Source organism: Salipiger sp. PrR002 (assembly GCF_010500775.1).
Lineage (GTDB): Bacteria > Pseudomonadota > Alphaproteobacteria > Rhodobacterales > Rhodobacteraceae > Salipiger.
On sequence record NZ_JAAGOU010000061.1, the window covers coordinates 1 to 7,466 of the forward strand.

8 protein-coding genes are annotated in these 7,466 nt (G+C 60.3%); 4 read left to right on the top strand and 4 right to left on the bottom strand.

Translation table 11 applies throughout. The annotated features are described in order from the left end of the window. Positions 1–270: 270 nt before the first annotated feature. Together G0A00_RS25630 and G0A00_RS25635 are read right to left on the bottom strand one after the other, a co-directional pair. The gene (locus G0A00_RS25630; RefSeq protein WP_164185627.1) at positions 271–471 is read right to left on the bottom strand and encodes a hypothetical protein; all 201 of its coding nucleotides are present in this window, start codon (positions 469–471) and stop codon (positions 271–273) included. A gap of 180 nt (positions 472–651) precedes the next feature. Beyond that, the gene (locus G0A00_RS25635) at positions 652–822 is read right to left on the bottom strand and encodes a hypothetical protein (protein ID WP_164185626.1); all 171 of its coding nucleotides are present in this window, start codon (positions 820–822) and stop codon (positions 652–654) included. 298 nt (positions 823–1,120) lie between these two features. On the opposite strand from G0A00_RS25635, the gene G0A00_RS25640 reads away from it, so the two are divergent. After that, on the top strand, positions 1,121–2,449 hold the full coding sequence (locus G0A00_RS25640; protein ID WP_164214288.1) for a hypothetical protein: 1,329 nt from the start codon (positions 1,121–1,123) through the stop codon (positions 2,447–2,449). Between the two features lie 348 nt (positions 2,450–2,797). Here the strand turns inward: G0A00_RS25640 and G0A00_RS25645 are convergent, their stop codons facing one another. Further along, complete coding sequence (locus G0A00_RS25645) at positions 2,798–3,652, bottom strand: glycosyltransferase family 2 protein (protein ID WP_164214289.1); 855 nt, start codon at positions 3,650–3,652, stop codon at positions 2,798–2,800. Between the two features lie 5 nt (positions 3,653–3,657). On the opposite strand from G0A00_RS25645, the gene G0A00_RS25650 reads away from it, so the two are divergent. Continuing rightward, on the top strand, positions 3,658–4,443 hold the full coding sequence (locus tag G0A00_RS25650) for an exopolysaccharide biosynthesis protein (protein WP_368667749.1): 786 nt from the start codon (positions 3,658–3,660) through the stop codon (positions 4,441–4,443). Between the two features lie 226 nt (positions 4,444–4,669). After that, positions 4,670–5,302: a flavodoxin domain-containing protein gene (locus tag G0A00_RS25655; protein ID WP_368667750.1), complete on the top strand. Its 633-nt coding sequence runs from the start codon at positions 4,670–4,672 to the stop codon at positions 5,300–5,302. Positions 5,303–5,416: 114 nt separating this feature from the next. On the opposite strand, the gene G0A00_RS25660 is transcribed toward G0A00_RS25655, so the two are convergent. Next, on the bottom strand, positions 5,417–6,250 hold the full coding sequence (locus G0A00_RS25660) for a universal stress protein (RefSeq protein ID WP_164185573.1): 834 nt from the start codon (positions 6,248–6,250) through the stop codon (positions 5,417–5,419). A 555-nt stretch (positions 6,251–6,805) separates the two neighbouring features. Between G0A00_RS25660 and G0A00_RS25665 the strand changes: the two genes are divergently transcribed. Continuing rightward, the coding region (locus tag G0A00_RS25665; RefSeq protein WP_368667751.1) for an ATP-dependent metallopeptidase FtsH/Yme1/Tma family protein at positions 6,806–7,466 on the top strand (661 nt) is incomplete at its 3' end.

Sequence of the window (7,466 nt, forward strand, 5' to 3'; positions counted from 1 at the left end):
CCTCGCGATCAGCGACGCTCACGGCTTCCTACACCACGCCGCGGGGCACTATCGGAGTGTTGTGTTGGCGGGCCTTGAGGGCCCGACAAGTTCTTCATGCAGATTTTGGCGAATATGCGGTCCCACCAGATTTCTTAGGCAGACAGGCGCGGACGCGCTGATGTCGTTAAGGATGATTGAGTACCGCCATTGCGCCACCAAACGGGTGGTTTCCGCGACCCAACCCGCAAGGTGCAGGTCGACAGGATTGGGCGCGGTTGCAATCTCGTATTATTCTCCCCGAACGCGATGACGGGTCTTCTTCAGTTGCCTGAGGTGCTCGGAGTATTTTTCCACGAGACCATTGACGGTTTCTGACGAAGGCGGCGGCATCGAGTTCCAGAAACCCCCATCCTGAATTTCCCGCAACACGGACTTGGTGCGTGAGATTTCTTGGGTGACCCAAGTTTCGAAATCATTGGTCGCCGTCATCGGCTGTCCTCCAAGCTCTGAGTGCGGGCGTTCGCAACAATATTAGCGCGCCAGCACACCCATTTGGAACGCGGCAGGATGGCGCGTGTCGTTTGACCTGCGGTCATTTTGCCGCGATGTTCTTCGCTCAGTACTCGGGAGTTTCCTGCGCCCAATCTAACTGGCCCGTCTCGGCGCGACTCAGGTCGTGAAGCCAAGCGTTACCAGCGCTGCAACCACGATGACGAGGCCGCCGAAATAGATGAGTGCAGCTTGGCGAAGCGTGAGGCCCGGTGGTCCTTCGCGAGGGTCTGGGGCGGCGCTTTCTTGTGGCGTTTCCAGCTCCGACGTGCCGATCTCTATATCTGTCATGTTGCTCCTTCGTGGGTCCATCTTCGAGCCCTGCGCGCTCAGGCGCCCGTCACATGCGCATGGCGAGAGCTTCCCAGCGCTGAAGTGGGGAGAGAGGTCGGCCGAGACAATGTTCGCCCAATACTTTCTTGGAGCCGGCCGGCCTTTTTGACCTCGCAGTAGAGCGGCTGACAGCCCGCCGAGCGTCAGGTGACGTGACAATGGTTTGTGCGGCCCCGCCAGCACTCTTGCTTGCGAAATGTTTTTGAAGCCCTACCTTCGCGCCACTGCATGATTTGCGGTGTCAGGGGAGGGGACCTTGAACGAGAGTTCAGATTTTTCGACATGCCGGCTCGAGAAAACGCCCTTTCGGCGGGCGTCTCGAGTTGCCCCGAAATTCCGTCGAGACGGGTACGAGAGCGGGTTTGATGCGACCACGCTCTGGTTCGACGCTGTTTGGCATAACGGTCTGGTCACGCTCATCTGCCCACGTCTCAATAATCTCGCCGCCCTCTTTGGGCGCGGCAAGGTCATGCTTGATGCGCAGGCGGTGAAGCCCAAGGTCAGGATGTACTATCGGCATAGCACGGTGACCTTGAAGTGCGCGTCGCGTCCTGAGCGGATCAGCTTGGAAATTGACGGGTTCAGACTCGAAACGCCGGTTCGTTTCGCCACCCCCGAGAGGTTTCGCGGCAGAAACGCGATCGTAACCATGTCGAAGGACAACGACCTGCGCTGGATCGAAGACTTCGCGCGGTTTCATGCGCGCACTCAAGGCGCTGAGAGCATCCTCTTCATCGACAATGGCTCTACGACTTACGCGATGAGCGAGATCCAAGGCGTGCTGGAGCGCGCCGGGCTCGATGCGCTCGTGCTGAGGACTGAGTTGCCCTTTGGTCCGAGAGGTCTCAAACCCTACAGCAACAGCGAACTCTACCTGCAAACCTGCGCGCTAAATGCCGTGCGGCTGCGTTACCTGCAGGAAGCGCGTGCGGTGCTGTTTTGCGACATCGACGAATTGGTCTTGTCGCGAGGCACGGAGACAGTTTTCGATGCCGCGGCGCGGGCAGCGTTTGGCTACACTCGGTTCAGCGGGACATGGCGGTACGCCGTAGAAGAAGGGGGCAGATCCCGCGTGCGCCATGCCGATCATGTCTTCCGCAAACCGGCGGAAACATCCTGCCCGCATAAATGGTGCGTCCGGCCTACGGGGCCGGTCGGTCAGGCGCAGTGGCGACCGCACACACTTGAGGGTTTCCCCTTAAACTGGATGTTTGACAGCAAGGATTTCACCTTCCACCACTGCCGACAAATCACGACCGGCTGGAAACGGAACTCCGCCCTCAGCGATCAGACCCATTTGGTCGAGGACGTCTCGGCGGGCGCGCTGGCGCGGGACAGGCAGCGAGACGTCGTCCGCCCGCGTCCGACCGACGGGCCTTTGGGGCGCCTGCTTGGAAGGGCCGCCGAGACCGCTTCGCGATATTTCTTTGGCCTGTCGGTGGTCCGGCAGCTGGCAACGGCGGCGTTCATGCTGTGTTGCTTCAGCATCGTGCTCGAAGAGGCTCTGGACAACGACCCCCCTGGCCGCGAGATCGCAGCCCTCTTGAAGACCGTGCAACGGGTCTCCGAGATCGATCCATTTTGAGGCCGCTTCGGGACCCGGACCGCAACAGACTCGGGAAGCCTTTGCCGACTGTCAAACGGATGCGAAAGGGCCTTTTTCGATCACGTATCGAGCAGATTAAAGAAAGAAGCCCGGCAGTCTGCCGGGCCAGTGCAGAAGCAAATGGGGAGCCTGCTTCCAAGTGCTCTGACAGGGTTTGTCTCGGCGCATGACGTTAGGGGCGTCCAGGCCTCGATGTCCAGATGCGTTACCTGCGAGGAGCGTCATCTCTTGCGCTCCGAGTATAAGGGTCAGGTCGGGCCCAGGCGCTGAAACGCTTGGAACCAGAGGCGTCACAATGTCGCCATGAGGGTGTGGTGATGGAGCGCTTCAACTGAAGGGAGATAGGTCATGCCGAACGCTGATCGTGATCTGATTGTCCCCCGTCAGCGCCCCTGGGACATCTGAGTTGACTTTGTAACGGAGGGTTTCTGGCTCATCGTAACCACCAAGGAGTGGAGATGAGACAGAAACCCGGAACAGCGAAGCCGAGGGCGGAGTCGATGGTGAAGGACATCCGCCGGCGCACGCGGAACCACCACGTCGGCTGCGCTGCCACCACTGCCGCCAGCTATGCATGTCAGCGTCATGCAACGTTATTTCCTCGTCGAGTCGCCAGATGCTCCAGCCGCAGGTTCTAAGTCTTACGCAGAGTTCCGGTTCCTCCCCGGCGATGAAAGCTGCATTGAACCCATCCACCTCCGCGAACGCGCTGGCTCTGACCATGGTGTCTCCGCCGCATGCCTTGGTGCGGCCCGGCGGCGTGGCCCATTCGGCATCCATGAGACGATTGTAGATCGAAATTTCTGGGAAGCGTTCGCGCCGTCGGCCACATACCACAGCGCAATCGGGGGTCGATGCCAGGAACCGGCTGGCGGTCTCAATCCACCCGGGTTGCAGGATGCAGTCGCCATCAATGAATTGAACGTATGAGGGGCCGGCGATCGCCGCTGCTTTTGCGAAGCCGGCATTGCGGGCGCGGGCAGCGGTAAAGGGCAAATGCATGGGCAAGTTGACCAGCTCCACGCCTACGGCTTCGGCGAGGGCCTGGCTGCCGTCGTCGGAGCCGCGGTCAACATAGATTACGCGGGCGATTTCGCTCTGCACGGAAGTAAGGCAGGCCCGCAGGCGCTCACCTTCGTTTCGCCCAATCACTATAGCAACAACATCATGCCGGTCGAACATCGTGCGTGTCACACACCAAAGATCACTGCGAGCTTTTCGTCGAGCATCGCGGCGGCAATATGGCGAAGAGCACAGTGCCGGGCGGTACCTTCCGGACAGCGCACAGCGGTGGTATCGTCACAGAAATAGGGGCACAGGCCGGTGCCGGACCAGCAGCCAATGAGAAGATGATGAAATACTCTGCGGGAACGCGCTGTCGCGCGTCTCTGTCGCTGCCGATCATTCGCGCGTCAAGAAGTCAGCACCGCTCCGGGACGTTGACCGTCGGCAGCTTGCTGTCGGTTCTCGGCGAGGCGTCCTTCGGGTGGGCCCTTGTGGTGCTCTCGTTGGTCAATCTGCTCCCCTTGCCGCCTGGGTTCACGCTTCTGACGGCGATCCCCTTGCTGGTGACGAGTGCCCAAATGTGCCTCGGGTACTCGTCGATCCGCCTCCCGCGCAGGTTTGCGGACCTGCGCCTCGATCATGTCAAGCTGCGCCGGACAGTGCTGCGTCTGCGGCCCCTGACGCGGCGACTTGAGCGTCTCCTCCAAAAACGCCACCGCTACATATTCAATACAAAGAATGTACGCGCATTTGGTGGGATCCTCTTTGCAATATCATTTGCGCTCTTCCTGCCTTTGCCGCTCAGCGGCTGGTTTCCGGCGATCTCGCTCTTTGTGGTCGGTGTGGGTGTGGTCGAGGAAGATGGCCTTGTGGCGATGGCTGGACTGTTCTTTGGGGTGCTTTCGATAGGGGTTACCGGCGCCATGCTATTCTGGATCGCTTCCGGCGCAGAGGCTGCCCTAAACTGAACCTGACTACTGATTTCGGGGCGCTATTTGTGGGCCCGCACCTGAAGGCACAGGGCACGAGCAGGGGTCATGGGTGCGTTTGGGCAAGGTATCGCGACCGGTTGCGACGACATAGCTGATCCGTCGTCGCCCACGAGTGGCAAAGGCACTCTGATGACTGACGGAAAACCCAAAGACGAAACCGTGGAGAAGAGGGTCGCAACCATGCGGAGCGTGGTCGCCGTCGGTGCTGCGATCCAAGATTCTCTCGCGTACAGGCACCGTTCTCGATACCTTCGTGAAGAACATCCCGCTCGCTAAAGTGTCCGGGGCATTCTTGGATGAGGTCGACGTGAAGATTCTCATTGGATACGCCACCTACCAGGGTCAAACACGGCAGATCGCGCGCCACGTGGCTGACCACGTCGTAGCTGCGGGGCATGCTGTCGAACTTCTGGAAACCAGCGATGCCGACGATATCGATCTCGATCGATTTGTCCGCGTCATTCTGGCCGCGCCCGTACATGCGAGCGAATACCCGCGGGCGCTCACCGATTTTGTCAGGGATCATGTCGAGCAACTGAATAGGATGCCGACCCTTTTCTTATCGGTGTCGCTCAGTGCCGCCGGGCATGATTCCGAGGATTGGCGCGGTCTGGACCGTATCCTTGAGGATTTCTCGAGCGCCACAGGATGGTGCCCCGGGCGCACCGAGCAAATCGCCGGTGCATACCGCCCACATGAATACGATGTGTTTCGGGGCTTCATCATGCGCAGGATCATCGCCAGAAAAGACCCCGAAGCGGCCCTCAATGAGGACAAGGAATATACCAATTGGGGTGCTTTGGATCAAAGAGTTGATTTTTGGCTCAGAAGCTAGTGAGATGCGTCTAACAAGACTTTCCTAGCGTTCGCGCGGACGCCCCGAATGAAAGCAATGTGCAGGCTCGCCATGCCCGGAAGCCAAGATTTCCTGCCAGAGGCGAGCCTTCGGTCACTTTGACATCAAGACAGGCAAAGGGGCGAATTCCAGAAGATCACGCGTAACTGCACCCACTACGAAGTCATATAGTTGCGAATGCCCAAAAGCGCCGGTCACGAGCAATTTGGAACCGAATTCCTGAGCTGCCGAAATCAACGTTTCTGCTCGGTGCTCCACGCCGGCACTGCGCTCGGTCACTGTCACTCGATAGCCGAGACGATCAAGCGAGGTGGCGAAATCCGCCCTGCCATCGATGCCGGGAACGGTGCTTTGCGCGCGCGACACGACTGTTACGAGTTCGATTTCGGCGCCGTCCATCGCAAGGTTTAGCGCGTCGTGTGCTGCCCGGGTGGCCTCACGCGTATCGCTCCAGCCGATGGTCAGTCTGTCCAAAGGGCCGGTCAGCGTTACCTTCGGCGTCAGGACGAGGACCGGACGTCCGAGGTTTCGGATGATCCGCTCCATCAAGTTGCGATCGTCTGGTGAGCGGTTGAGCACGCCATTGGTCCCAACCAAGACCAGGTCCGCGCCGCGGGCACCAGAAAGCAGGAATGCCTCGGCGCCGTAGAGCGTGGTCTGCGGCCGGTACTCGCCAAGAATGCCCGTGGATTGCACTTCCTTCTCGACCGCCGATTTGATTTTTCCGGAGTCCTCCTCTTCCCATTGTTGGATGCTTGCGTAGACGAGCGGCTCTGCTCCGATACCACCCGTGAAGAGCATGGGGTTGTAGGGGTGCAGTACGCTCAGATGCGCGTCGACGGCTGAAGCCAACGCCGACGCCTGCGGGAGCGCCCATTCGGCCTCCTCGGTATCAAAGAGCACCAGTGCAATCGTTCTTATTGCCATTTTTGTGCCGCCATCATGAAAGATAGAAGGGAAGGTATTACAAGAATTGAACTGATCTCAGCGAGTGGCCCGAGTTAAATGCTAATGCATGGTGGGCCTTCAATCTACTGGTAAGAAGTTCACCGATGCCGGGGCTCGATATCCGAAAGCGCAGCGGCCCAGCCGTCGGGCTGTTCACGCCTTGATTGGTCACTAGGCAGACCCCCCATGAGCGAGGCGCCTCGGCGGGTGCTCGGCGTGAATGCCCTTCACCTGCTTCCCGAGGGAGTCCGCAGCTGCGTCTTCCTTCCCACATTCAACGAGTTCCTGGAACACATCTTGATTGCCCGCAAATCTATGGCGACGGTGCGGCTGATGGTCCCAGGCCGCAATGGGCCTCGTTCAACCCGACGATCGTGCACTGCCAGCGCAAAAAGAACGCTGCGCAAGGCGTCGGTGAGTCTCCCGCCCTGATCGTGTATAATGACAGCACAAACGCGCGCGAGCCGGTTTGACCCGGATCAACGCGGCGTGCCAACCTAGGCTGCAGGCTGTCAGGGTCGAGGAGGACCTTCAATGGCCGACAAGCAACCGCCGCCGGACCGCACACCGCCGCCGCCACCGCCCGAACAATGGCTGCGCGTCGCGATCATGCTCGTCGCGATCGTCATCACGCTTGCCTTGGTCTTGGACGAGGACACGCAGACCTCCACGGTGGAGACCAGATCCTACAGCGCGGTGAAGGAGATGATCGCCAGCGGTCAGGTCACCTCGGCGACGCTGGCAGACCATGCGATCACTGTGTCGGTTCCGGATGCCGCCGGGGGCATCACACTCTACCGCGCGACCATCCCGGCGCAGAGCGATCCGTCGCTCCTGCCGCTGCTGGAGGAGCACGAGGTTCCGATCTCAGCCGATCCGCCGAGCGACACGTCGATCTGGATGTTCCTGCTGCCGTGGATGCTTATCCTCGGCGTTTATTTCTGGCTGCAGCGGCGGATGATCGGGCAGATGGGCGGCGGCATGGGCGCGGGCGGTGCGGCGGGGCTGTTCAAGGGGCGGTTCTCGACCCCGGCAGAGACCCGCACCCAAGTGACCTTCGCGGATGTCGCCGGACAGGAACAGGCCAAGCGAGAGGTGGCCGAGCTGGTCGACTTCCTGCGCGAGCCCGAGCGGTATCAGATCGTCGGCGCCGAGGTGCCGCACGGGGTGCTGCTGATGGGACCGCCGGGCACCG

Bases quoted from the DNA above. Each gene is read 5' to 3' on its own strand.
- G0A00_RS25660 (WP_164185573.1), bottom strand. From the start codon at position 6,250: ATGGCAATAAGAACGATTGCACTGGTGCTCTTTGATACCGAGGAGGCC.
- G0A00_RS25635 (WP_164185626.1), bottom strand. From the start codon at position 822: ATGACAGATATAGAGATCGGCACGTCGGAGCTGGAAACGCCACAAGAA.
- G0A00_RS25630 (WP_164185627.1), bottom strand. From the start codon at position 471: ATGACGGCGACCAATGATTTCGAAACTTGGGTCACCCAAGAAATCTCA.
- G0A00_RS25645 (WP_164214289.1), bottom strand. From the start codon at position 3,652: ATGTTCGACCGGCATGATGTTGTTGCTATAGTGATTGGGCGAAACGAA.